This is a genomic window from Donghicola tyrosinivorans, from assembly GCF_003003355.1.
Classification (GTDB): Bacteria; Pseudomonadota; Alphaproteobacteria; order Rhodobacterales; family Rhodobacteraceae; genus Donghicola; species Donghicola tyrosinivorans.
Map to the genome: position 1 here is coordinate 35,645 of NZ_PVTQ01000017.1, position 24,165 is coordinate 59,809.

Sequence of the window (24,165 nt, forward strand, 5' to 3'; positions counted from 1 at the left end):
CGAATAAAGCAAAGGCCGCAGATTTCTGCGGCCTTTTCAATTGGGTTACTCGCCAAAGACAGACTGTTTGATCAATCGCAGCCGCTTGCCAATGGGACTTAGCCCCAAGGCCCCCGCCGCTACGCGGGCCGGATGATCCACCACCTGCATCAGCAAACTGCGCGCCTGCCAACCCGCCAGCAGCGCCGGTTGCGCTGCCTTTTCGAACCGCAGCCCGCGTACGCCCTCCAGCGCGGTACGGGCCAAGGCAGCAACAGCCTCGGGCCGACCATCGGGCAAAGGCATTCGTCCACGGGCCTCAAGCTCCGGCACCGCAAGAAACCAGTTCGCAAGCCCATGCATACGTGCATAGGCGCGGATCGCAGCCTCATCCTTGGCCCCCAATGCGCGCGCACTGATCCACATCAGATTGCCCGCTGTTTCATCCAAGTAGGACCAGAAATGCGCATCATCCTCAAAGGGCTCTTTGTAGATGTCCCAGCGGCGTAATTCGACCAGCCCATCCAGAGCCGCCGCCCCGTCTGCATCAAGCACCTCGGCCACCGCATCCACAACCTCGTGACGGCGCACAACGCCGCCTTCGCGGATTTCGGTCAGCACATCGCGCCACCATTGCAGTCGCATTTCGGCGATCATGCTTTCCTGCGTCAGCCACGGGGCGCGGCTGACCTCGATGTTCAAAGCATACAGCGGAAACAGCACCCGCCGCGCATCCACGGGTGCCGCCATGGCCGCTAGGAACCGGTCGGGATCGCCCTCTTTGACGATGCGAGCACAGGCATTCACGCTCATTCCGCAGGCACCGCCCCGTCGCGCAGCAGCTTCCACGCGATGGCATCCAGCAGCGCCTCAAAACTGGCGTCGACTATGTTCGCGCTGACACCCACGGTGGACCAGCGGCGCCCTTTATCGTCTTCGCTATCGATGATGACCCGCGTGACCGCCTCAGTGCCCCCTTGAGTGATCCGGACCTTAAAGTCCACCAGACGCATGTCATCGATCATCTCTTGATACGGGCCAAGATCCTTTGCCAAAGCTTTGGACAGCGCGTTCACCGGACCCCGATCGGTGCCGTTCTCATCCATCGACTCGCTGACCGACAGCTTCTTCTCGCCGCCGACCTTCACAACAACCACGGCCTCCGACAGGCTGACCATCTTGTTGTACTTGTTCTTCCGCCGCTCGATCGAGACGCGGTACCGTTTCACCTCAAAGAACCGCGGCCGCAGCCCTAGTTCCTCACGGGCCAAAAGCTCAAAGCTGGCCTGCGCCCCGTCATAGGAATAGCCCTCGGCCTCACGTTCTTTCACCGTGTCCAGAATGCGGCCCAAGGCCGGATCCCCTGCGGCTACCTCCAGCCCCGCTTCGGCCAAACGGCGGCGCAGGTTCGACTGGCCCGCCTGATTGGACATGGGGATGATGCGGTTGTTCCCGACGGCTGCCGGATCAATATGCTCATAGGTCGAGGGATCCTTGAGGATCGCACTCGCGTGCAAACCTGCCTTATGGGCAAAGGCACTGGCCCCCACATAAGGCGCCTGCCGCTGGGGCACACGGTTCAGGATATCGTCCAGCATCCGGCTGACCTTCACCATCCCCTCAAGGGCAGCAAAAGACACGCCGGTGTCATACTTGCTGGCATAGGGCTCTTTCAGCAAAAGCGTCGGGATCAGGGTGGTTAGGTTGGCATTACCGCATCGCTCGCCCAAACCGTTCAGGGTGCCTTGGATCTGCCGCGCACCGGCCTCCAGCGCGGCCAAGGATCCTGCAACCGCCTGCTCGGTGTCATTGTGGCAATGGATGCCCAGATGATCTCCGGGAATGCCTGCCGCAATCACGTCGCGCACCACGTCCGCAATCCGGGAAGGCTGCGCCCCGCCATTGGTGTCACACAGCACCACCCAACGTGCCCCCGCCTCATAGGCCGCCTTCACACATTCCAGCGCATACGCAGGATTCGCATCATAGCCGTCAAAGAAATGCTCCGCATCAAACAGCGCCTCACGCCCCAAAGACACGATATGCGCGATCGAGGCGCGAATATTCTCCACATTCTCTTCCAAGCTGATCCCCAAAGCGCAGGTCACATGGAAATCATGGCTCTTGCCCACCAGACAGACCGCCGGCGTACCCGCATTCAGCACCGCCGCCAGAACATCATCATTCTCGGCCGAACGCCCTGCCCGCTTGGTCATCCCGAAAGCCGTCAGGACCGCGGACATCGCGGGCGGCACTTCGAAAAACTCGCTGTCCGTTGGATTCGCGCCGGGCCAGCCGCCTTCCACGTAATCCACACCAAGACGATCCAGAGCCCCTGCGATCTGCTGCTTCTCACGGGTCGAGAACTGAACCCCTTGGGTCTGCTGCCCATCCCGCAGGGTGGTGTCGTAAAGATAAACGCGCTCTTTCATGCCGCCCGCCTTTCATCTTGGCCGAAATACCTTCGGGGGGTGCGGGGGGCAGACAGCCCCCCGTTCCGGCCTATGCCATTTCGCTGTTACAGATCTGCCAGTTTGGCTGCATCAAACTCGGGCTTTGCCTCAAGGGTGACACCCTCTTTGGACATCCGAACCTCGACACCTGCCGCCAGCAGGACCGCTTTCATCCGGTCCACTTCCGAGAAATCCTTGCGCGCCATTGCATCGGCCCGCACGGCGGTCATCCGCTCGGCAATCGCCGCCAGAATATCGTCGCCCCCGGCAGGCGCATCAGCCCAACCACCAAGCTCTGGCGTCAAAAGGCCCAAGAACTGCGCGCCGGCCAGAAGACCTGCCGCATCGCCACTGCCTGCCAGTTTGTGCAACTCGGCCACGGCACCGGCGCTGTTCAGATCGCTGGCAACCGCCTCTAGCACGGCAGGCGAAACCTCTCCTGCCTGAACGCCATCCGTCAGCTTGCGCCATTTGCGCAGCGTGTCCATGGCGGTTTTGGCTTTGGCTTCGGTCCAGTCCATCGGCTTGCGATAATGGGTCTGCAAGAAGACCAGCCGGATCACTTCACCGGGCCAGCCTTGCTGGAAAAGATCCTGCACGGTGAAAAAGTTGCCCAAGGACTTGGACATCTTCTTGCCCTCGACCTGCAACATCTCATTGTGCAGCCAGACCTTGGCGAAACCACCCTCCGGATGGGCGCAGCAACTTTGGGCGATCTCGTTTTCATGATGCGGGAACATCAGGTCATTGCCGCCCCCGTGAATATCAAAGGTCGCACCAAGCAGCGCGTGGCTCATGGCCGAGCATTCGATATGCCAACCCGGACGTCCGTAACCCCAAGGGCTGTCCCAACCGGGCAGATCATCGCTGGAGGGCTTCCACAGCACGAAATCCATCGGATCGCGTTTATAGGGTGCAACCTCGACGCGGGCACCGGCGATCATATCCTCGACCGAGCGGCCCGAAAGCTGGCCGTAGCCCTCCTTCCAGCTATCGACGGCGAACAGCACATGGCCATCGGCTGCATAGGCGTGGCCCCGTTCGATCAGCACGCTGATCATGTCGATCATCTGCTGGATATACTCGGTCGCACGCGGCGCATGGTTCGGCTGTAACGCCCCAAGCGCGCCCATGTCGTCCAGAAACCACTGAATAGTCTCATCAGTGATGGTGCGGATATCGCGGCCGGTCTCTGCGGCGCGGGCGTTGATCTTGTCATCCACGTCCGTGAAGTTGCGGACATAGGTCACATGGTCCGCCCCGTAGACATGGCGCAATAGGCGATACAGCAGATCAAAGACCACCACAGGGCGGGCGTTGCCCAGATGGGCGCGGTCATAGACCGTGGGGCCACAGACATACATACGCACATTCTGCGGATCGATCGGCGCAAAAGCCTCTTTTTTGCGCGTCATCGAATTGGTGAGTGTAATCTCGGTCATGCCTGGTCCTCGCCCCAGAAAAGTGCCTTCGGGTCGCGGCGGGGTTTAACATTGTGCGTTTTGGGAAGAAAGCGCGAATGGGCCCGCCGGACGTTTGTCTCAGCGGATAATGCAAATGGTAATGATGGTGCCCATGATGCTCATGGGATGTGGTTACCATGCGTCACAATCTCTGCCAAGTCTCTTGCGGGATTGCTGCGGTGCAGCTACGCCTGATCCCATGAGCTTGCCATATCACACACCTTTGTCGCGCGATGTTATGCGCGATCACGGCATTCCCGACGCTTGGCCGCTGGGGATCGCAGATCGGGTCCACTTCGGGGATCTGGATGCCTTGCAGCATGTGAACAATGCCGTCTATCTCAAGTGGCTAGAGAATATCCGCATCCAGTATTTGATGGATTGGGGCATCACCAGCTATTCGCCCGATGATCCACGGATCGTGTTGCGGTCGGTCTCGCTTGAGTATCGCAAAGAAATGCTGCTGAACGAGGATTATATTCTGACCGCCCGCACGACCGAGTTCCGGACCACCAGTTTTACGCAGGAATACGGGATTTATTCCGGTGATTTGCGTGTGACTGGTACAGCGGTGATTGTGATGCTGGAACCTGATGGGTCCGGCAAGCGAACGCTGCCCGCAGCTTTGCGGCAGCGGTTTATTGAGGTTGACGGAGCAGTGGCGGCCTGAGGCCGGTTTGGGGGCGCTGCCCCCTCTTGGACCTGCGGTCCAATTCACCCCCGAGGTATTTTCGCCAAGATGAAAGAAGCTTGGTTTGAGCAAGTTAGGGCGCGCCTTTGATCTGGCGCGCCCTTTTTTTGCCTTAGTGGGTTTGGATGTAGCTGACGAGGCCGCGTGTTGAGGCGTCCTTGTCCGCGCCGTCCTCTTTGCCAACGAGGATCGGATCGAGCGCAAGGGCGAGTTCTTTGCCCAGTTCGACGCCCCATTGGTCATAGCTGTTGATGCCCAAGATCACTCCTTCGACGAAGACACGGTGTTCGTAGAGGGCGATGATCTGGCCCAGACGCTCGGGGGTCAGTTGCGGGTAGACCAGCGTGGTTGACGGGCGATTGCCCGGGAAGACCCGGTGGCGGGCCTGACGTTCCAGCTCGTCTCCGGTGAGGCCCTTGGCAGCCATGCGGGTGCGGGCCTCATCCAGTGAGCGGCCACGCATCAGGGCTTCGGATTGCGCGAGGCAGTTGGCGACCAGCAGTTGGTGATGGTGGGCCAGTGCGGACTCGTGGCCTTTTGCGGCGACCATGAATTCGCAAGGAACCACTTGGGTGCCTTGGTGGATCAGTTGGTAGAAGGCATGCTGGCCATTGGTTCCAGGCTCGCCCCAGACGATGGGACCCGAGGCGATGGTCAGGTCGCCGCCGTCCATCGAGACGCGTTTGCCGTTTGATTCCATTTCCAGCTGTTGCAGGTAGGCTGGCAGGCGGCCAAGCCGCTGGTCGTAGGGCAGTACCGCGCGGGTCGGGTAGCCACAGATTTGGTTGTGCCAGATGCCCACCAGAGCCAGCAGCACCGGCAGGTTTTCCGCGAAAGGCGCGTTCAGGAAGTGCTGGTCCATGCTGTCGCCCCCCGAGAGGAAGGCGCGGAAATCATCGGCCCCGATTGCGATCATCAGCGAAAGTCCAATTGGGCCCCACATGGAGTAGCGCCCGCCGACCCAATCCTCAAACCCGAAGACGCGGCTGGCATCGATGCCCCAAGCGGCGGTTTTGTCGGGGTCCGAGCTGAGGGCGGCAAATTGTGCGCCAGTGTCGGTGACCTTTTCAGCCATCCACTTTTGCGCGGTGGCGGCGTTGGTCATGGTCTCAATGGTGGTGAAGGTTTTTGAGGCGACGATGACCATGGTGGTGGTGGGATCAAGCCCCGCCAGCACCTCGGCGATATCGGCGCCATCCACGTTCGACACATAGTGGCAACGCGGGCCGTCGCGGAAGGGTGACAGGGCGCGGTAGGCCATAGCAGGCCCGAGGTCCGAGCCACCGATGCCGATGTTGATCACATCGGTGATCTTACCACCCTGCCCTTGATATGCGCCGCTGCGCACGTCTTCGGCGAAGGCTTCCATGCGCGACAGGGTTGCCAGAACCTCAGGCATGACATCCACACCGTCCACGGTAACAGCGCGGCCCGAGAGGTTCCGCAGGGCTGTGTGCAGCACCGCGCGACCCTCGGTTTCATTGATCTTTTCGCCACCGAACATGGCGGCGCGTTTTTCGGCCAGCCCTGCACTTTCGGCCAGAGAGACCAGCGCATCAAGGGTTGTGGCATCAATATTGGTTTTCGAATAATCGAACAGCATTTCTCCGAAACGGGCGGAAAATGTCGCGAACCGGTCGTCATCGGCGAAAAGGTCCAGAATGCTGCGGTCTTTGGTTGTCGCGTGAATATCTTTCAGCGTGCTCCACATATGGGCTTACTCCGTCCAGTGGATTTCTGCGTTGTCGAGGACTGCGGCCACGGGGGCCTCCATCGGGTCCAGCGTGCGGGCTTTTTCCAGCGCCGCGCGTTTCTCAGCACCGATGATCACGATGTGGGTTTTCAAAGCGCCTTGCAGGACACGGGCCGACAAAGTGATGCGCGGTTCGGGCGCACCGGGGGCACGCATGGGCAGCAATACGGGGGCATCCTCTGCCATCGCTTCGGCCAATTTGTCCGCACCAGGAAAAAGGGACGCTGTATGCATGTCTGCGCCCATCCCCAAGATCAGGACCGACAAAGGCAGCACTGGCTCAATGCCCTTGGCCAGCAGGTCCATGCTTTCCTCGGGCGTGTCGGTCGGCGCAAAAAGCGGAACGTAATTGGCCGCTGCCGCACGGTTCACCAACAGGCGCTGGCGCAACAAACGGGTGTTCGAGCGTTCATGATCTTCGGGCACCCAGCGTTCATCGTTCAAAAGAACATCAACACGCCCCCAGTCCAGCGCCACATCCGAGAGGACATCGAACACAGGACCGGGCGTGGTACCGCCGGGCACACACAGTGACGCGCGATCCCCTGCGCGCAATGCCTCGCCCAACTCGCCAGCGATCTGGTTGGCGAGGTCAATCATCATCATTTCGCGGTCGGGGTACTCATGGAAATTCATTCTTTGATCTCTCTCCAGCGGCGACCGTCCCGATGCATCAGCATCAACGCATCATCGGGACCGGTGCTGCCGGTATCGTATTCTTTTGGAACATCATTACGACGCTGCCAGCCTTCAATAATCGGATCGGTCCAGCGCCATGCGGCCTCAACTTCATCGCCGCGCATGAAGAGGGTCTGGTTGCCACGGATCACATCCATGATCAGACGCTCGTATGCGTCGGGCACCTCCTCTGCGTCCGGCCCCAGAGCCTCGGCAAAGGTCATGTCCAGCGGCACATCTACCAGACGCATCCCGCCCGGACCGGGTTCCTTGATCGTGACGCCAAGGGTCATGCCTTCGTTCGGCTGCAGGCGGATCGACAGCACGTTGCGGTGATAGCCCGCCTCGGGGCCAAAGATCGAATGAGGCGCGTCTTTGAAGACCACGGCGATTTCGCTAGTGCGGGCCTTCATCCGTTTGCCCGTGCGCAGGTAGAACGGGGTACCTGCCCAACGCCAGTTGGAAATCTGGCAGCGCATGGCGATGAAGCTTTCGGTGAAAGAACGCGCGTTCTCAACGTCGGCCCGATAGCTGGGGGTCTTTTCGCTGGCGGCATATTGGCCGCGCACGATGTGATGCGGCTCGACCGGATCAAGGGCGCGGATGACTTTCAGTTTTTCATCGCGCACCGCGTCGGGATCGAACTTGGCGGGCGGCTCCATCGCGATAAGGCACAAGAGCTGCATCAGGTGGTTTTGCACCATATCGCGCATTGCGCCCGAAGTGTCGTAATAGCTGCCACGGCCACCAACGCCCACCGTTTCAGCCACGGTGATCTGGATATGATCCACGTATTGGCTGTTCCACAGCGGCTCGAACAGCATGTTGCCAAAGCGCACGGCCATCAGGTTCTGGACCGTCTCTTTGCCCAAGTAATGGTCGATGCGGTAGATCTGGCTTTCGTCGAAGTGCTCCGACAGGCTGCGGTTTAGTTTCTTTGCGGTCTCAAGGTCCTTACCGAAGGGCTTTTCCACCACGATCCGGCTTTGATCATCGGCCAGACCAAAGGATTTGAGCCGTTCGGCAATCGCGCCAAACAGGCTCGGCGCGACCGAGAAGTAGAAGGCGCGCACGGTGTTCTCACGCATTTCGGCGTGCAGCTCTTTCCAGCCGCCCTCGCCCATGGCGTCCACAGCCACGTAGCCAAGCTGCCCAAGGAACCGCTCAAGGCAATCTTTGTGTTTGGCCGATGCAGGATCGAATTCATGGACCGCATCGCGGATCATGACGCGGTAGTCATCCACCGACATATCCGAACGCGCAGCACCAATGATGCGCGCCTCTTCAGGCATTTGCCCCGAAATGAACCGGCGGAACAGACCCGGCAGAATCTTGCGGCGGGCCAGGTCCCCGGTGCCGCCAAAGATCACCAAATCGAAGTTGTCGACCGGGATGACGCGTGAAACCATTGTTTCTCTCCTGAAGCTGGACAGGTCTTGTTAGCGCTAACTGACGCTCTCCTACCCAAGTAGAAAACAAAAGTCCACCACGCGCCACCCCGACCCGCAGAAAACCTGCGAAAAGGTGGTTTGTTTTGGGCCTTAGCTCAGTTTCTTGAGCCGCGCCATCAGCGACGAGGTATCCCAGCGTCCGCCGCCCATCGCCTGCACGTCCTTGTAGAATTGATCCACCAGCGCGGTGACAGGCATCGGTGCGCCGATTTCTTCGGCGGTACGCAGGCAGATGTCCAGATCCTTGCGCATCCAGTTCACAGCAAAGCCGTGCTCATACTGGTCGGCCTTCATGGTCTTGTGGCGATTCACCATCTGCCAGCTGCCCGCCGCGCCTTGGCTGATCACCTCAACGACGGCTTCGATGTCCAGACCGGCTTTGTCAGCGAAGGTCAGACCTTCGGACAGGCCCTGCACCAAACCCGCAATGCAGATCTGGTTGACCATTTTGGTCATCTGGCCTGCGCCGGTGTCGCCCATACGGCGGCAAATCTTGGAATAGGCGTCGATCACCGGCTCTGCCCGATCATAGGCCGCCTGATCGCCACCACACATCACCGACAGAACACCGTTTTCTGCCCCGGCCTGACCGCCGCTGATGGGCGCATCCACGAAATGCAGGCCCTTTACCGTAGCGATTCCCGCCAGTTCTTTGGTCACCTGAGCTGACACCGTGGTGTGATCCACCAGCACCGCGTCGGCGCTCATGCCTTCAAACGCACCGCCTTCGCCTGCGCAAACCATGCGCAGATCGTCGTCATTTCCGACGCAGGTCATCACAAATTCGGCACCCTTTGCGGCTTCTGCGGGCGTTGCGGCAAAGGAACCGCCGAACTCGGCTGCCCATTTTTCTGCTTTTGCTGTGGTCCGGTTGTAGACGGTGACCTCATGTCCGGCCTTTGCCAGATGGCCCGCCATCGGGTATCCCATGACCCCCAAACCCAGAAACGCGACTTTCGCCATATCAATCCCCCCTTGCGTCCGTGACGGCTATTGTTCAACACCAGTCGTAATACGCAAACAATCCGCGTCAACCAATGAGGTTACGATGAAAAGAGTTTTTAGATGGCTGCTCCGGATTACGTCGGTCGCAGTCGTGCTGGCGACCCTGCTTGTCATCGCGATCTATTTTCTGGCCGCGCGGTCGTTGCCTGACTACGACACCACGCTGACCTCGGCCGAGGTGAGAGCGCCGGTCGAGATTGTGCGCGATACCGCAGCGGTGCCCCATATCTTTGGCGCAACCGATGAGGATGTGTTCTTTGGCCTTGGCTATGCCCACGCGCAGGATCGCCTGTGGCAGATGGTACTAATGCGCCGTACCGCTCAAGGCCGCCTGTCCGAGATTTTCGGTGAGCGCACGCTGAACGTCGATCGCATGATGCGCCAGTTCGATCTGTATAACCTTTCGATCCGCGCCACTCAGGTTCAAACCCCTGAGGCGATGGCCGTGCTGAAGGCCTATTCCGCCGGCGTGAACGCGCGCCTCAATGAGATTAATGAAAAGGCATTGGGACGCGGCGCGCCCGAACTCTTCCTGTTCAACGCAGACATTGCTCCGTGGACACCGGCAGATTCGCTAGCCGTTCTGAAGATGATGGCCGTACAGCTAAGCGGGCACATGCAGTCGGAAATCCTGCGGGCCCAAACCGCGCTGATGATCTCGCCCGAGCGTCTGGCCGATATTCTGCCCGATGTACCCGGTGAAGGGATCGCCGCCCTGCCCGATTACGCCAGCCTGTTCCCTATGGGCGGTTTCGATCCTGTGCAGACCGCAGGCAACGATCTTTATGACAATCCCCTGTCGCCCTTTAACGCGCCTGACTTTGCAGGGGCCTCGAACGCCTTTGTGGCCAGCCCTGAACGGTCGGCAGCGGGCGGCGCCTTGCTGGCCAACGATCCGCATCTTGGCTTTACCGCCCCGACGATCTGGTATCTGGCGCGGCTAGAGCTGTCCTCGGGCGGGATTATCGGCGGTGGCATTCCGGGCCTGCCCCTGATCCTCTCGGGCCGCAGCGCTGATCTGGGTTGGGGGGTGACGTCATCCTACTTAGACGATCAGGACCTCTACATCGAAGAGGTAAACCCTGAAGACCCGAATGAATACCGGACCGAAGACGGCTTTGAGCAGTTTGTCAGCCGCCCCACGATCATCAAGGTCAAGGATGCCGCCCCCGAGACCTACACCCTGCGCTGGACCCGCAACGGACCTGTGCTGCCAAGCGAAGCACTGAAGGTGAATACCATCACGCCGCGCGGTCATGTGGCAGCCCTCAGCTGGACGGCCCTGACGCCTGATGACACATCATTCTCTGCCGCTCTGGCGATGATGAAATCCAAGACCGTCCGCCAAGCCATTGCTGCGGCAAAAGATTTCGTTGGCCCCAGCCAGAACCTGTCGCTAGCCGACGCCAATGGGGCGATCGGGATGAAGACCATCGGTGCGATGCCGCGCCGTGATGCGGCCCATCAAAGCAAGGGCCGTATGCCGTCCCCCGGTTGGATTTCGACCAACCGCTGGAAAGGCCGCATGAGCTACACCATCGACAACCCCGAGTTCGTCAATCCACAAGGCGGGATCATCGGCAACACCAACAACAAGATGATTGATCGCGCCTTTCCGCGCCATGTCTCGTTCGAGTGGGGCGATACCGAGCGTGTCCAGCGCTTTGAACGTCTAATGCAGGCCCGCAAAGTCCACACCCGTGACAGCTTCATTGAGGCGCAGTTGGATACGGTCTCGGTCACGGCGCGCACGCTGCTGCCGCTGATTGGCGCGGATTTATGGTTCACCGGCGAGGCAGCCGCCGATGGTACCCGCGAACGGCTGCGGCAAGAGGCACTGACCCTTCTGGCGAACTGGAACGGCGAGATGAACGAACATCTGCCGGAACCCCTGATCTACGCCGCATGGGTCCGCGCCCTGCAAGAGCGTCTGATCCGTGACGAACTTGGTCCCATCGCCAATAACTACACCCACATCGAGCCCCTGTTCATTGAACGGGTCTTCCGCGATGTGGATGGTGCGGCCCAATGGTGCGACGTGCGCCAAAGCGCCGAGGTCGAGACCTGCACCGACATGGCCCGTCTTGCGCTGGATGATGCACTGATCTGGATCGGCGAGAATTACAGCGGTAAGCTGGAAAGCCTGCGCTGGGGTGATGCCCATCAGGCCACCCATGACCATCCGGTTCTGGGCAATATCGCGGTGCTGAAGTACTTCGTGAACATCCGACAATCGACCAGCGGCGGCGACAACACCCTACAGCGCGGTCTGACCAAAGGGACCAACCCCGATCCGTTCTTTAACGTGCATGGGGCGGGTTATCGCGGTGTGTATGACTTTGCCGATCCTGAAAGCTCGGTCTTTGTGACCTCGACCGGTCAGTCGGGGCATTTCCTGTCCCGCCACTATGATGATCTGGGCGCACGCTGGCGGCTGGGGGAATATGTGCCCATGTCGCTGGACCCTGAATTGGCACGGGCGGCGAACCTTGGGATCACGCGGATCTATCCCGCAGCGCAGTAATCAGACGGTGTCAAAGACAAAGGCGATCCGGCAGTCATAGGTCTGGCCGGGTCGCAAGATCGTATCGGGGCGACCTGTTTCGGGCGGCATATTCACCGCATTCGGCCACGCCTGCGCTTCAAGACAAATGGCGTCAAAAGGCTGATAGGCGTGCCCGCCTTTGCCGATCACGTCCGGCGTCAGAGCCTGTGCAGTGTAGACCTGAAGACCCGTTTGGTTTGTCTCAAGCCGCATCCGCCGTCCGCTGACCTCATCCACCAAAACGGCCTGACCGTCTTCCAGGCAGAGGCAATGATCATAGCCCTCCAACGCGCCGCTGCGCACGGCAGTCACGGGCTGTCTGGGGCGGCGAAAATCAAAAGGTGTGGCCCCGACAGGCGCGGGCGCGGTCGGGATTTTCCTTTTATCAACGGGAAGATAGCGTCCTGCATTCACGGTCAAAGCATACTCTAATCCAGACGCGGGCCGCGCCGCTAATGCGCTGTGCCCACAAAGGGCAAAGTAGCTGTGGTTGGTCAGGTTCACCGGCGTCGGCGCATCGGTCTCGGCCCTATGGATGATCTCTAGCGCCACAGCGTCCCCGCGCGGAACCAGCCGGTAAGTCACTGTCGCCGTTAAACTTCCTGGAAAGCCCATGTCCCCGTCGGGACTGAGCAAACTGAGTTGAACCGAAGTGTCAGTGACTACGCCCACTTGCCAGTTCCGTTGGTCAAACCCGTCAGTCCCCCCGTGCAGGGTCGAGGTCCCCTCGTTCACGGCCACCTGATGAAAAGTGCCGTCAATCTGGAACCCACCGTCAGCGATCCGGTTCGCAACGCGGCCCACGGTGGACCCAAAGCATTTGCGGTTCTGCATATACCCCTCTGGCCCGTCATGCCCCAGAACCACATCGTCCAGAATGCCATCGCGATCCGGTACGATCAGGCTCTGCAGCGCCGCGCCAAAACTGATTACCCGCGCCGAGACCACCCCGCACCGCAGCGTCACCGCCCAAATCACCGAGCCGTCAGGCGCAGTGCCAAAGGGCTCTGGCCTAGTCATGAAATGGCTCAACCATGGAGCGGGAGCCGACCAGAAACGCATCGGCCACCAATTGCAACGGCATGACGTCCACGTCGCTTTCACCGCGCCCGATCAACTCGACAAATCGCGCATAGAGCCTGCGATATTCGTGATCCTCTGAGGAGCTGTGCAACACGCCATCCAGCCATAACTCGGCCCCGCCTTTCTTGAGGGTGATCGTGCCCGTGGTGGTTTGCACGGCTATGTCCCATTGGGGCGGCCCCTGCCAGCGCCAGTCGAATGCGGCACTCACCTGTGCCTTACCACCCGCAGACATTTGCACCGCCGCCGCGATGGGCGTCTGGCAATTCTCTGGCACCTCTAGCTGCGCATCGGTGACAAAGACCGGATCAGGCAAGATCCGCGTCAGGATCGACAGCGCGTTGATACCCGGATCAAAAACTCCCAAGCCGCCTGCCTGCCAGATCCACTGCTGACCTGGATGCCACTGTCGCACATCCTCACGCCAGTCGATGTCTACCCGCAGGATATCCGCATCAGCCAACATCGAGCGGGCAGTTTCCACCACGGCAGCCTCTCGCGAATGCCAAGTGGTGAACAGCGTCACCCCCTTGGCCTGTGCCAAGCGTCTGAGGGCGTGAATTTCGCTGACGCCGACACCGGGCGGTTTTTCCAGCATCACATGCCGCCCCGCCGCAATCGCGCTGGCCGCTTGGGCAAAGCGCCCCTGTGGCGGCGTGCAGAGGGAAACCGCCTGCACATCTTCAGCCGCAAGCAGGGCGTCAATGTCCGTGTAATTTGCCAGTCCCGCCTCTTGCGCATTGCGGCTGGCGATAGCAGTCAGGGTGATCCCATCCGTCGCAGCAATCGACGGTAAGTGCTGGCTGCGGGCAATGGTGCCCAACCCGACCAGAGCAAGTTTGATCTGATCGCTCATCCCCAATCTCCGTCATCCAAGATCACGCGGGGTTCGGACACGCCCGCACCGATCCCCTCTAATTGAAAGGTCTTACCCGCATCGGGACACGCCGCCAGCGCCTCTGGCGTCATACCCTCGGTCGCTGAGGTGCAATACAAATCGCTAAACGTCGGCCCGCCCATTGCCGGACAGGTTACGTGGGGTGCCGGTGCAGGGATCAATGTTCCGATCACCCCATCGGGCGTCACTGGCACCACACCACCCGCGCCCCAGCATGCGACCAGCAAAGTCCCATCTGCCAGCACAACCGCCCCATCGGGGCTAAGGCCCGCATTCTTGAAGTCGGCAAATACTTCGGTCGGGGTGTCAGGCCAGCCGTTTTCGTTCACATGAACGCGGCGGATGACACCCGTGGGCGTGTCCGTGAAATAGGCGCATTGGGCCGCTCCGTCAAAACAGATGGCGTTCGGGATAGTTACCCCGCCGTACAGCTTTTTCAACTGCCCGTCGCTGTAGCGATAAATCGCCCCTGCCCGATGCTCGGCCTTTTTGCCCATGGTCCCGATCCAGAAGCCCCCCCAAGGATCGGCGCGGCCATCGTTACTACGGGTCAGGGTGTTTTCGGCCTCAAGCACAGTCACATGGGTCCATGTTCCCTCTTCCAGATGGAACACGCCCAAGGCGGTCTCGCTGGCCACCAGAAGATTGTCCCGATCCACCCAACCGGCGGCCGAGCACATTTCTTCCAGATCCCAAACCTTCAGATCGGCCCCTTCACGGATGAACATCTTTTGGCCGGTGATATCAAACCAGATCAGCGCCTGCCGCTCTGGATGCCACAACAGCCCTTCACCAAGCTCGCATACGGTCTGATCGAATATCATCGGGTCACGCTCCTTCTCTCACACCAGATCGTTCGGCAGAACGCTGGCGGGGATGTTCTGGTAGCACACAGGCCGCAGGAAGCGACGGATGGCCAGGGTGCCGACGGAGGTCGCACCAAAGTTGGTAGACGCGGGATAGGGTCCGCCGTGAACCATGCTGTCGCAAACCTCGACGCCGGTGGGGAAGCCGTTGGCCAGCACGCGGCCCGCCTTGCGCTCCAATATCGGCAGCAGGCGGCGGGCGGCATCTGCATCGCCGTCGTCCATATGCAGGGTGCAGGTCAGTTGGCCCTGAAGGCTGCAGGCAATCCGCGCCATCTCGTCCATATCCTTGACCGTCACGATCAGACCCAAGGGGCCAAAGACCTCTTCGGCCAGCGCATGGTTCTCCAGCCACTCAGGCCCAGTGGTGCGGAAAAGATACGGCGTCGCGTTGCGCTGATCGCACATGCTGGTCAACAGCCCCTGCACGCCCGCGCCCTGAACCCGATCACGCCCGTCCCGATAGGCCGCCGCAATCCCGTCCGTCAGCATGACCTGAGCACTCACCTCGGACAGCGCCTCACGGGCTGCCACGGCAAAGGCCTCGCCTTCGGGGCCTTCCAGAACCACCGCAATACCGGGGTTGGTGCAGAACTGGCCCGCGCCCATGGTCAGGGACGCCGCCCATCCCTGCCCCAGCGCCGCGCCGCGGGCGGCCACAGCTTCGGGCAGCATGAACATCGGATTGACCGAGCCAAGCTCGCCAAAGAACGGGATCGGCTCGTCGCGCTGTGCACACAGATCAAACAACGCACGGCCACCGCCCAGACTGCCGGTAAAGCCCACTGCCTTGATCAGCGGATGGGTCACCAAAGCCGTCCCCACATCGCGCTTGCCACCCTGGATCAGGCTGAACACACCGGGATGGACACCGCATTTGGCAATCGCTGCGGCAATCGCCTCGGCCACGATCTCGCCGGTGCCGGGATGGGCGCTATGCCCCTTCACCACCACCGGACAGCCCGCCGCCAAAGCGCTGGCCGTATCGCCACCCGCCACGCTGAAAGCCAGCGGAAAGTTCGAGGCCCCGAAGACCGCAACCGGCCCGATAGGCCGCTGCATCATCCGCAGATCGGGACGCGGCAGAGGCGCCCGATCCGGCAAAGCCACATCATGACGCCGGTCCAGATAATCGCCCGCCAGAATATGCGCGGCAAACAGGCGCAACTGCCCCACAGTCCGCCCGCGCTCGCCCTGCAGGCGGGCCTCAGGCAGACCGGTCTCGGACGAGCCGATCTCGGTGATCGCCTCACCGCGCGCGTCGATCTCATCGGCAATCGCATTCAAAAAAGCCGCCCGCTCTTCGCGGCTGGAATAGCCATAAGACCAGAACGCCTCTTCCGCGGCCGCGCAAGCCTGATCCACCAAAGCCGGCGTTCCCACTGAAAAGGCAAACGCGCGCCCATGGGCCGGCTCGGACTGGAACGTTGCATCCCCTGCAACCCATTCTCCAGCCACCAGATGTTTCCCGTGCGGTTCAAACCCCATCACAACTCTCCCTCAAAACCGCCCCACCGCGCCAACGCAGCAAAAAGCAGCCCATGCTTCTTCATGATAAAAATACTCCCGCCGGAGGCGGAATACGTCCCTTAATGACTGTCCTTACCGACCGCATTTCCGCGGCAGCCCTTCAGAAAATCCAGATCCGCACCGGTATCTGCACCCTCAACATGGGTCTGATGGAGGAACGCATATCCACTTGCCGCACGCTCGTGAATAGGTGTCCACGCAGCCAGACGCGCGGCGATCTCTGCATCGCTCAGATCAAGGTGCAAACGGCGGGCGGCAACATCCACTTCGATCATATCGCCGGTTTGAACAATCGCCAGCGGACCACCCGCTGCCGCCTCGGGCGAGGTATGCAGAATCACTGTCCCATAGGCCGTTCCCGACATCCGCGCGTCAGAAATGCGGATCATGTCGGTCACCCCCTTGCGCAGCACCTTCGGGGGAAGGCCCATGTTGCCCACCTCGGCCATGCCGGGATACCCCTTGGGGCCACAGTTTTTCAGCACCATGATGCAGGTCTCATCAATGTCCAAAGCCTCATCGTTGATCTTGGCTTTGTAGTCGTCGATGTCCTCGAACACCACGGCGCGGCCCCGATGCTGCATCAGATGGGCGCTGGCCGCCGAAGGTTTCAGGACCGCCCCATTCGGTGCAAGATTGCCCCGCAGAACCGCGATCCCCCCTTGCGGGGTCAAGGCCCGCTCCAAGGGGCGGATGACATCTTCGTTGTGGTTCACCACATCGCGCACCTCATCCCAAATGGTCTGACCGGACACAGTCAAAGCATCCTTGTTCAGCTGTCCGCCTTCACCCAAGCGCTTCAAGACCACGGGCAAGCCACCGGCATAGAAGAACTCTTCCATCAGGTACTCACCCGAGGGCATCAGATTCACGATGGTCGCCACATCGCGGCCGCAGCGGTCCCAATCGTTCAAGGTCACATCCACACCCACACGGCCCGCAATCGCCAGCAAGTGGATGACCGCATTGGTGCTGCCACCAATCGCGCCGTTGGTACGGATCGCGTTCTCAAAGGCCGCTTTTGTCATGATGTCCGACGGCTTTAGATCATCCTTCACCATCTGCACGATGCGCCGCCCCGACAGCTGCGCCATCACGCGGCGACGGCTGTCGACCGCCGGAATGGCGGCGTTTCCTGACAGGGCCATACCTAGCGCTTCGGCCATCGACGCCATCGTGCTGGCCGTTCCCATGGTGTTGCAGGTGCCAGAACTACGGGACATGCTTTGTTCGGCTTCAAGGAACTCTTCCTGCGTCATCTCTCCGGCTTTCACCGCCTCAGAGAATTTCCACAGATGGGTGCCGCTGCCCACACGCTCGCCTCTGAAGTAGCCGTTCAGCATCGGTCCACCTGTCACGACGATCGACGGAATGTCGCAACTGGCCGCCGCCATCATGAGGCTCGGCGTGGTCTTGTCACAACCGACCAGCAGCACCGCCCCATCAATGGGCTGTCCGCGAATGGTTTCCTCAATCGCCAGCGCCGCCAGATTGCGGAACATCATTGCCGTAGGGCGAAAGGTATTCTCGCTGGCGCTGAAAACCGGCACTTCCACCGGAAAGCCGCCCGCCTCCCAGATTCCTGCTTTCACCTTCTCTGCCAGTTCGCGCAGATGCCCGTTACAGGGCGTCAGATCGGACCATGTGTTCAGGATGCCGATGATCGGCCGCCCATCGAACAGATCGTGGGGATAGCCTTGGTTCTTAAGCCAACCCCGATGATAGATCGTGTCACGAGAGTTGCCCGCATACCATTCCTGAGACCGCAGACGGCGGGGCCAAGGTGCAGGCGTAAAGGACAAGGCGGACATGCAAGGTCTCCGGCGTTAGAGTTGGTGAACGGTGACGGGCGCGGGATTTTCCGGCGTCACCTGCAAAGCGTTACGTAGTGGCTGACCGAAATCGGGGGCCGAGATTTCAAAGACATCGCCATCCTGCGTTGTCACGCCCGCCCCGACCGACAGGGTCGCGGTGCCGAACATATGCACGTGCAGATCGCCCGGCCGGCGGAACGGCGCATATTTGAAGTGGTGATGCTCAAGGTTCGCAATGGTGTGGGACATGTTGTCTTCGCCCGAGAGGAAAGGCGCATCAAAGATCACCTCATCCCCCCGGAAAATCCGCGAGCGTCCCTCAATATGACGCGGCAGATCACCCACGCGCAGTTCCGGCCCGAAAGAGGCTGGCCGCAGCTTGGAATGGGCAAGGAAGAGGTAGTTGATCTTCTCGGTCACATGGTCCGAGAACTCATTGGACAGGGCAAAGCCGATCCGGTGCGGGGTACCGCGCGGGCCGATAAGGTAGAAACCTGCAATCTCGGGCTCTTCGCCGCCATCCAGTGCAAATCCGGGGCTGACCAAGGGCGCACCGGGGGCAATCGCCTCGGTTCCCGGTCCTTTGTAAAACCATTCGGGCTGCGCTCCGATCTGGCCCGCAGCGGGCTTGCCGCCCTCAACGCCCATGCGGAACATCTTCATGGAGTCCGAGACATCCTCAGCGTCACTGGCGTGCATGGCGTTGCGGGTAGAGGCACTGCCCAGATGGGTCAGCCCCGTACCGCACAGATACATTCGCGCAGGTTCCGGATGGCGGACAGGAACGTCCAGCTTGCCCTGCACCGCCAAGGCCGCCAGATCCACCACCTCGCCCCCCTCAGGGATGACGGCAGCCAAAGGTGCCTCTTGGGCGACGGCCGTTTCCGCCAGAGCGTAGACTGTTGCGACACCGGACAGCAGGCGGGCGGTGTCTCCTTTGCGGACAATCACGCCGCCGCCGATCAGTTGAGAAAGATGCATCAGATCAGCCCTGCTTTTGCTTGTTGTATACGTCAAAGATCACAGCCGCCAACAGCACCAGACCCTTGATCATTTGCTGATAGTCGATGCCGATCCCGACGATGGACATACCGTTGTTCATCACGCCCATGATGAAGGCACCGACCACAGCCCCGACGATCTTGCCCGAGCCACCGGACATCGACGCGCCGCCGATAAAGACCGCCGCGATCACGTCCAGTTCCATCCCGAAACCGGCCTTGGGGGTTGCGGTGTTCAGACGTGCCGCAAAGATCAGGCCCGCCAGCGCCGCCAGAACGCCCATGTTCACAAAGGCAAAGAAGGTCAGCCGTTCGGTCTTGATCCCCGACAATTTCGCCGCCTTTTCATTGCCGCCAAGGGCATAGACGCGGCGACCGATCACTGTGTTCTGGGTGATAAAGGCATAGATCACGATCAGAATGCCCATGGTCACCAGAACGTTCGGCAGACCGCGGAAAGTCGAGAGCTTGAACGTCAGGAACATCAAAGCCCCCAGCACGATCACGTTGCGGCCCCAGAAGAAGGCAGAAGGCTCGCCTTCGATCCCGTAGGCTTTGGCACGGGCGCGGCCCCGCAGACCCAGCCAGATGATGACCATCGAAGCCACAGCGCCCACGCTAAGTGCCAACAGGTTGAAGTTCCGCGCACCGACAGCCTCAGCGATGGGGCTAGTCATGGCTTGCGGGAAGATATCCGCAACAAAACCGGTGGACAGAACCTGAAAGCTTTGGGGGAACGGGCCAACCGATTGCCCCTCTAGCAGCCAGAGCGAGGCACCGCGGAACACCAGCATCCCTGCCAGCGTGGCGATGAAGCTGGGGATGCGCCAGAAGGCCACCCAATAACCCTGCGCCGCCCCGATCAGACCACCAAGCACAAGGCAGACGGGGATCGTAACCGCGACGGGGATGTCGTAGTTCACAATCATCACCGCCGCCAAAGCGCCAATGAACCCCATGACCGAACCCACCGAGAGGTCGATGTGACCTGCGACAATCACGATCAACATGCCCAAGGCCATGATGATGATGTAGCTGTTTTGCAGGAACAGGTTGGTGATGTTGACGGGGCGCATCAAAGTGCCCTCGGTCACAATCTGGAAGAACGCCATGATGGCGATCAGGGCAAACAGCAGACCGTAATCGCGCATATGCGCTGAAAGATAGGCCTTCAATCCTTTGGATTCGCTGGTCATTTTCGTCCTCTTACTCTGTGACGATGAGCGACATGATGCGCTCTTGCGATGCCTCTGACGCTGGCATTTCGCCAACGAAGGCCCCTTCGTTCATGACATAGATGCGGTCACACATCCCCAGAAGCTCGGGCATTTCCGAGCTGATCATCACCACCCCTTTGCCTTGGGCCGAAAGGTCGTTGATGATCGAATAAATCTCGTACTTGGCGCCCACGTCGATGCCGCGGGTCGGCTCGTCAAGGATCAGAACCTCGGGGCCGGTGAACAGCCATTTCCCAAGCACAACCTTCTGCTGGTTGCCGCCTGAAAGGTTCCCGACCTTCTGGAACACCGACGGGGTGCGTGTCCCAAGGGCCTTGCGGTAACGCTCGGCGACTTCGGTTTCGGCGTTCTCATCCAGAACGCCCCGCGTGCTGACGCCTTCCAGCTTGGCCAGCGTGGTGTTGAACTTGATGCTCTCATCCAGCACCAGACCCAGTGATTTGCGGTCCTCGGTCACATAGGCCAGCCCCGCCTTGATTGCGCGGTCGACGCTGCCAAGGTCCACAGCGCTGCCCTTCAGCCGCGCCTTGCCCGAGATATTGCGTCCCCAGCTACGGCCAAAGATCGACATCGCCAGTTCGGTACGGCCAGAGCCCATGAGGCCCGCAATGCCAACAACCTCACCGGCGCGGACGTTGAAGCTGATATCGCGGATGACCTGCCGTTCGGTGTGTTCGGGGTGCCAGACGTTCCAGTCCTCGACCTCTAGCAGCAGATCGCCAGCAAAGCGTGTTCGTTCCGGATAGCGATGGGACATGTCGCGTCCGACCATATCACGGACGATGTCGTCTTCTTCGAAACCTGCTTTAGCATCCAACGTAGAGACAGCCATACCATCGCGAATAACGGTAACAGTATCAGCCACATAGCGGACTTCGTTCAACTTATGACTGATGATGATGCAGGTCACACCCTGCGCCTTAAGCTCTAGCATCAGGTCCAGAAGCTTGCGGCTGTCGTTCTCTTGCAGCGCGGCGGTCGGCTCGTCCAAAATCAAAAGGCGCACGTCTTTGGCCAAGGCCTTTGCGATCTCGACCAACTGCTGTTTGCCGACGCCAATACGGTCCACGATGGTACCCGGCGCTTCGGTCAGGCCGACTTTGCGCAGTAACTCTTCGGTCCGGCGAAAGGTCTCGTGCCAGTTCATCACGCCGCCGGACTGGCGTTCGTTACCGATGAACAGATTCTCGGCGATGGAGAGTTCAGGGATCAGGGCCAGTTCCTGATGGATAATCACGATGCCCTGATCTTCGCTGTCGCGCAGGTTCCGGAACTGGGCCAGAGCGCCGCCGTAATGGATTTCCCCATCATAGGTACCCACCGGATAGACGCCGGACAGAACCTTCATAAGCGTGGATTTACCGGCGCCGTTCTCACCGCAGATCGCGTGGATTTCCCCTTCGCGCACCTTAAGGTTCACCTGATCCAAAGCCTTCACGCCGGGGAATTCTTTGGTGATGTCCTTCATCTCCAGAAGGATGGACATGGGCTATACCCCGTCTTGATAAGTCTTTGAAAAAACGGGCCGCCCGCCCATAAGACAACAGGCGACCCGTCTGGGAGCAACGCTTACTTGATCTGGTCTGCGGTGTAGTAGCCCGAGCCGATCAGGATCTCTTCCCAGTTGCTGACGTCAACGGGAACGGGTTCCAGCAGGTAGGACGGCACGACTTTCACGCCGTTGTCATAGGTGCTGGTGTCGTTGATCTCGGGCTCATTGCCCTGCAGCATCGCGTCCACCATCTTCACGGTGACGCCTGCCAGCGTGCGGGTATCCTTGAAGACGGTCGAATACTGCTCGCCTGCGAGGATCGACTTGACCGAGGGGATCTCGGCGTCCTGACCCGACACGATCGGCATCTTCAGATCGCCCGAGCCATAGCCAACGCCCTTGAGCGAGGACAGAATACCGATCGACAGACCGTCATAGGGCGACAGAACGCCGTGGACTTCTTTGTCGGTGTAGTTGGCGGACAGGATGTTATCCATACGGGCCTGAGCCACCGCACCGTCCCAACGCAGGGTGCCAACCTTGTCCATGCCCATCTGGCCCGACTGGACCACAACGGTACCTGCGTCGATCAAGGGCTGAAGGACGCTCATGGCGCCGTTGTAGAAGAAGTAGGCGTTGTTATCGTCGGGCGAGCCGCCAAAGAGTTCCACGTTATAGGGGCCATCGCCGAAACGCTCTTTCAGGCCGTCAACCACGCTGGTCGCCTGCTGCACGCCAACCTTGAAGTTATCGAAGGTCGCATAATAGTCCACGTCGCCGCTGTCACGGATCAGACGGTCGTAGGCAATCACCTTGATGCCCGACGCGGCAGCGTTGCCCAGTGCGTTCGACAGGGTGGTGCCGTCAATCGCTGCAATAACCAGAACATCCACGCCCTTGGTGATCATGTTCTCGATCTGGGCCAGCTGGTTGGGGATGTCATCCTCTGCGTATTGCAGGTCGGTTTCATAGCCCGCAGCGCCAAACTGCTCGACCATCGAGTTACCGTCCGAAATCCAGCGCGACGAAGATTTGGTGGGCATCGAGATGCCAACAGTTGCCGCATCTGCCGCTGCTGAGAATGCAATAACAGAGATCGCGAGCGCACCCGCGAATTTAAAAAGTTTCATGTTGTTCCTCCCTTGAGAGGCGGCCTCCACACCACCTCTGACAGGCCCGTTCGCGCGGGCCTTGCGATAGGTTTTAAAAAGGTTTCATATAACAAACAAATTCTGAATATTGCAATCAACATACCAGAAACGTTATGCCAGCCTCTCTACGAAACCTGCGCCCTGCCCAAGCCCGCCTGATTGCCGCAATCCACCAACATGGCCAATTGCAAACGGCGGCAACCGCCTGTCACATGTCGCAGCCTGCGGCCTCGCGCATTTTGGCGGAACTGGAAAAAACGCTAGAGACACCGCTGTTCCTGCGCACCCCCAAGGGGATGGAGCCTACAGCCGCCGGTGAACTGGTTGCCCGCCACGCAGCGCGTCTGAGCCATGACCTCTATCTGCTAAGTTCCGAGTTCGAGGCCCTGCGCGGCGGTCAGGCCGGGGCTGTGCGTGTGGGAGCAGTGACCGGCCCTGCCCTTGGCCAATTGGTTCCCGCAATCCAGCGCATCAAGGAAGAGACGCCGAACATCGACATCTCGGTCGAGGTAGCGCCCTCGGTGATCCTGTCCCGCAGGTTAGAGGCCGGTGATCTAGACTTTGCCCTATGCCGCCTGCCCGCAACCGTGGACAGCCGCGATTACATCGTCGAGCCTGCGCGGGATGAGATCGTCCGCCTTCTGGTCCGCACCGGCCATCCAATGCTGAGCAAAGACCCCATGCCCATCAGCGCCCTGCACCATCTGCCGTGGGTCTTACAGGAACGGGGCGCACCGATCCGCAGCGCGATTGAGACCGCCTTTGCGGACGAAAGTCTGAGTACGCCCGATGACGTGATCACCACGTCTTCATTGCTGCTGATTATCGCGCTGCTGAGCCGAAGCGATGCGATTGCGCCCATCTCGCAAGAGGTGGTCAACTTGCTGTTGGATGCGCCGGTCTCGGCCTCTTTCGGGATGTTGCGGTTGAACCGCCCCATAACCGTTGAGCCCTATATGATAGTGCGCAACCGCGACCGAAGGATCACGCAAGCTGCCGAACGTCTGCTAGAGGCGGTCAGGCAGAACATCCGGCAGCTCGGCCCGCACGCCTTTTAGGGCGGAGGGCATCGGG

General features: G+C 60.3%; 19 protein-coding genes. 3 read left to right on the top strand and 16 right to left on the bottom strand.

The features are described from left to right. Positions 1-45 precede the first annotated feature (45 nt). From CLV74_RS18460 to cysS, 3 genes are all read right to left on the bottom strand, one after another. Positions 46-792 (bottom strand): squalene/phytoene synthase family protein, encoded by a 747-nt coding sequence (locus CLV74_RS18460; RefSeq protein ID WP_106267750.1) that lies wholly within the window; start codon positions 790-792, stop codon positions 46-48. Next, positions 789-2,411 carry a citramalate synthase gene (gene cimA, locus CLV74_RS18465; protein ID WP_106267752.1) on the bottom strand — a complete coding sequence of 541 codons (1,623 nt, stop codon included), beginning with the start codon at positions 2,409-2,411 and terminating at the stop codon, positions 789-791. Before cimA ends, CLV74_RS18460 begins: the two co-directional genes overlap by 4 nt. An 86-nt stretch (positions 2,412-2,497) precedes the next feature. After that, entirely contained in the window at positions 2,498-3,874 is a 1,377-nt protein-coding gene (cysS, locus tag CLV74_RS18470; RefSeq protein ID WP_106267754.1) for a cysteine--tRNA ligase, read from the bottom strand. 220 nt (positions 3,875-4,094) lie between these two features. Between cysS and CLV74_RS18475 the strand changes: the two genes are divergently transcribed. Beyond that, the gene (locus tag CLV74_RS18475) at positions 4,095-4,565 is read left to right on the top strand and encodes an acyl-CoA thioesterase (protein WP_106267756.1); all 471 of its coding nucleotides are present in this window, start codon (positions 4,095-4,097) and stop codon (positions 4,563-4,565) included. A gap of 133 nt (positions 4,566-4,698) precedes the next feature. Here CLV74_RS18475 and pgi read toward each other — a convergent pair whose 3' ends face one another. From pgi to CLV74_RS18495, 4 genes are all read right to left on the bottom strand, one after another. Further along, positions 4,699-6,297 carry a glucose-6-phosphate isomerase gene (gene pgi, locus CLV74_RS18480; protein ID WP_106267758.1) on the bottom strand — a complete coding sequence of 533 codons (1,599 nt, stop codon included), beginning with the start codon at positions 6,295-6,297 and terminating at the stop codon, positions 4,699-4,701. Between the two features lie 6 nt (positions 6,298-6,303). Continuing rightward, positions 6,304-6,975: a 6-phosphogluconolactonase gene (pgl, locus tag CLV74_RS18485; RefSeq protein WP_106267760.1), complete on the bottom strand. Its 672-nt coding sequence runs from the start codon at positions 6,973-6,975 to the stop codon at positions 6,304-6,306. Beyond that, positions 6,972-8,426 (bottom strand): glucose-6-phosphate dehydrogenase, encoded by a 1,455-nt coding sequence (gene zwf / locus CLV74_RS18490; protein WP_106267762.1) that lies wholly within the window; start codon positions 8,424-8,426, stop codon positions 6,972-6,974. The genes pgl and zwf overlap by 4 nt, the downstream gene beginning before the upstream one ends. A gap of 132 nt (positions 8,427-8,558) precedes the next feature. Further along, positions 8,559-9,431: an NAD(P)-dependent oxidoreductase gene (locus CLV74_RS18495; RefSeq protein WP_106267764.1), complete on the bottom strand. Its 873-nt coding sequence runs from the start codon at positions 9,429-9,431 to the stop codon at positions 8,559-8,561. Positions 9,432-9,516: 85 nt separating this feature from the next. On the opposite strand from CLV74_RS18495, the gene CLV74_RS18500 reads away from it, so the two are divergent. Further along, on the top strand, positions 9,517-11,997 hold the full coding sequence (locus CLV74_RS18500) for a penicillin acylase family protein (protein WP_106267766.1): 2,481 nt from the start codon (positions 9,517-9,519) through the stop codon (positions 11,995-11,997). Here CLV74_RS18500 and CLV74_RS18505 read toward each other — a convergent pair whose 3' ends face one another. The 9 genes from CLV74_RS18505 to chvE all read right to left on the bottom strand — a co-directional run bounded on the left by CLV74_RS18505 (position 11,998) and on the right by chvE (position 23,070). Then, positions 11,998-13,038: an aldose epimerase family protein gene (locus CLV74_RS18505; protein ID WP_170108100.1), complete on the bottom strand. Its 1,041-nt coding sequence runs from the start codon at positions 13,036-13,038 to the stop codon at positions 11,998-12,000. Further along, positions 13,031-13,957 (bottom strand): Gfo/Idh/MocA family protein, encoded by a 927-nt coding sequence (locus CLV74_RS18510; RefSeq protein ID WP_106267771.1) that lies wholly within the window; start codon positions 13,955-13,957, stop codon positions 13,031-13,033. Before CLV74_RS18510 ends, CLV74_RS18505 begins: the two co-directional genes overlap by 8 nt. After that, positions 13,954-14,823 carry an SMP-30/gluconolactonase/LRE family protein gene (locus CLV74_RS18515; protein WP_106267773.1) on the bottom strand — a complete coding sequence of 290 codons (870 nt, stop codon included), beginning with the start codon at positions 14,821-14,823 and terminating at the stop codon, positions 13,954-13,956. The genes CLV74_RS18510 and CLV74_RS18515 overlap by 4 nt, the downstream gene beginning before the upstream one ends. Positions 14,824-14,841: 18 nt before the next feature. Then, positions 14,842-16,353, bottom strand: coding sequence for an aldehyde dehydrogenase (NADP(+)) (locus CLV74_RS18520; RefSeq protein ID WP_106267775.1), 1,512 nt, complete (start codon positions 16,351-16,353; stop codon positions 14,842-14,844). A gap of 101 nt (positions 16,354-16,454) precedes the next feature. After that, positions 16,455-18,197, bottom strand: coding sequence for an L-arabinonate dehydratase (gene araD, locus CLV74_RS18525; protein ID WP_106267829.1), 1,743 nt, complete (start codon positions 18,195-18,197; stop codon positions 16,455-16,457). Between the two features lie 24 nt (positions 18,198-18,221). Continuing rightward, on the bottom strand, positions 18,222-19,190 hold the full coding sequence (gene araD1 / locus CLV74_RS18530; RefSeq protein WP_106267777.1) for an AraD1 family protein: 969 nt from the start codon (positions 19,188-19,190) through the stop codon (positions 18,222-18,224). 4 nt (positions 19,191-19,194) lie between these two features. Then, complete coding sequence (gene mmsB, locus CLV74_RS18535) at positions 19,195-20,406, bottom strand: multiple monosaccharide ABC transporter permease (protein ID WP_106267779.1); 1,212 nt, start codon at positions 20,404-20,406, stop codon at positions 19,195-19,197. 10 nt (positions 20,407-20,416) lie between these two features. Next, complete coding sequence (mmsA, locus tag CLV74_RS18540) at positions 20,417-21,934, bottom strand: multiple monosaccharide ABC transporter ATP-binding protein (protein ID WP_106267781.1); 1,518 nt, start codon at positions 21,932-21,934, stop codon at positions 20,417-20,419. Positions 21,935-22,017: 83 nt separating this feature from the next. Beyond that, entirely contained in the window at positions 22,018-23,070 is a 1,053-nt protein-coding gene (gene chvE, locus CLV74_RS18545) for a multiple monosaccharide ABC transporter substrate-binding protein (protein WP_106267784.1), read from the bottom strand. Between the two features lie 134 nt (positions 23,071-23,204). Between chvE and CLV74_RS18550 the strand changes: the two genes are divergently transcribed. After that, positions 23,205-24,149, top strand: a complete 945-nt coding sequence (locus CLV74_RS18550; protein ID WP_106267787.1) for a LysR family transcriptional regulator — start codon at positions 23,205-23,207, stop codon at positions 24,147-24,149. The last annotated feature ends 16 nt before the right edge of the window (positions 24,150-24,165 follow it).

Coding starts and splice junctions, on each gene's coding strand:
- CLV74_RS18500 (WP_106267766.1), top strand. CDS start 9,517: ATGAAAAGAGTTTTTAGATGGCTGCTCCGGATTACGTCGGTCGCAGTC.
- araD1 (WP_106267777.1), bottom strand. CDS start 19,190: ATGCATCTTTCTCAACTGATCGGCGGCGGCGTGATTGTCCGCAAAGGA.
- CLV74_RS18515 (WP_106267773.1), bottom strand. CDS start 14,823: ATGATATTCGATCAGACCGTATGCGAGCTTGGTGAAGGGCTGTTGTGG.
- CLV74_RS18550 (WP_106267787.1), top strand. CDS start 23,205: ATGCCAGCCTCTCTACGAAACCTGCGCCCTGCCCAAGCCCGCCTGATT.
- mmsA (WP_106267781.1), bottom strand. CDS start 21,934: ATGTCCATCCTTCTGGAGATGAAGGACATCACCAAAGAATTCCCCGGC.
- CLV74_RS18505 (WP_170108100.1), bottom strand. CDS start 13,038: ATGACTAGGCCAGAGCCCTTTGGCACTGCGCCTGACGGCTCGGTGATT.
- cimA (WP_106267752.1), bottom strand. CDS start 2,411: ATGAAAGAGCGCGTTTATCTTTACGACACCACCCTGCGGGATGGGCAG.
- CLV74_RS18510 (WP_106267771.1), bottom strand. CDS start 13,957: ATGAGCGATCAGATCAAACTTGCTCTGGTCGGGTTGGGCACCATTGCC.
- CLV74_RS18475 (WP_106267756.1), top strand. CDS start 4,095: ATGAGCTTGCCATATCACACACCTTTGTCGCGCGATGTTATGCGCGAT.
- CLV74_RS18460 (WP_106267750.1), bottom strand. CDS start 792: ATGAGCGTGAATGCCTGTGCTCGCATCGTCAAAGAGGGCGATCCCGAC.
- chvE (WP_106267784.1), bottom strand. CDS start 23,070: ATGAAACTTTTTAAATTCGCGGGTGCGCTCGCGATCTCTGTTATTGCA.
- pgl (WP_106267760.1), bottom strand. CDS start 6,975: ATGAATTTCCATGAGTACCCCGACCGCGAAATGATGATGATTGACCTC.
- mmsB (WP_106267779.1), bottom strand. CDS start 20,406: ATGACCAGCGAATCCAAAGGATTGAAGGCCTATCTTTCAGCGCATATG.
- cysS (WP_106267754.1), bottom strand. CDS start 3,874: ATGACCGAGATTACACTCACCAATTCGATGACGCGCAAAAAAGAGGCT.
- pgi (WP_106267758.1), bottom strand. CDS start 6,297: ATGTGGAGCACGCTGAAAGATATTCACGCGACAACCAAAGACCGCAGC.
- CLV74_RS18495 (WP_106267764.1), bottom strand. CDS start 9,431: ATGGCGAAAGTCGCGTTTCTGGGTTTGGGGGTCATGGGATACCCGATG.
- zwf (WP_106267762.1), bottom strand. CDS start 8,426: ATGGTTTCACGCGTCATCCCGGTCGACAACTTCGATTTGGTGATCTTT.
- CLV74_RS18520 (WP_106267775.1), bottom strand. CDS start 16,353: ATGGGGTTTGAACCGCACGGGAAACATCTGGTGGCTGGAGAATGGGTT.